Genomic DNA, 515 nt, shown 5'->3' on the forward strand with positions numbered 1-515 from the left:
GAGGCGCTCACCGTCGGCCGCCAGGTGCCGTGGGATCAGTCGAACCTGCGTGAACAATTCTATTTCACCGAACAGCAGATGCTCGATCCGGCGCAGTTGAGCGCGAGCCTGTCGCGCATCCTGTCCGATCCAGACGCCAAGAAGAAGCTGCAGATAGAGCTCGCCTCCAACGACCTGCAGACCGCCGTGCTCATCGTCGGACAGACGCTGCGGTCCGTCGAGATTCCGGCACCGTCAGGCGGTTCAGCGGAGCCGGTCGGCACTCGGGTCGCCAATCTGTCTTCAACCGAAAGCGTTGCAGTCGCTCGCCAGAGCGTCGTCTCCGGCCTCGAAACTCTCATTGTCGGCGCCTCGGCGGGCGAAGCGGAAAAGGACAAGGCAGGCGATCTTGCGCGCAGCATTCAGACCGAACTTCGTCGCCTGGGATGCTACCGGATGCAAGTTGATGGCGATTGGGGCACAGGCTCCATCCGTGCCCTCACCGACTACTACAAAAACACCAAACAGATCGCACC

1 pseudogene is annotated in these 515 nt (G+C 61.7%); it reads left to right on the forward strand.

What is annotated here, in order from left to right:
- A pseudogene (locus tag EN914_RS37895) lies at positions 1–515 on the forward strand (caspase family protein); the annotation flags it as partial.

Source organism: Mesorhizobium sp. M7A.F.Ca.CA.001.08.2.1 (assembly GCF_003998455.1).
GTDB classification, from domain to species: Bacteria; Pseudomonadota; Alphaproteobacteria; order Rhizobiales; family Rhizobiaceae; genus Mesorhizobium; species Mesorhizobium ciceri.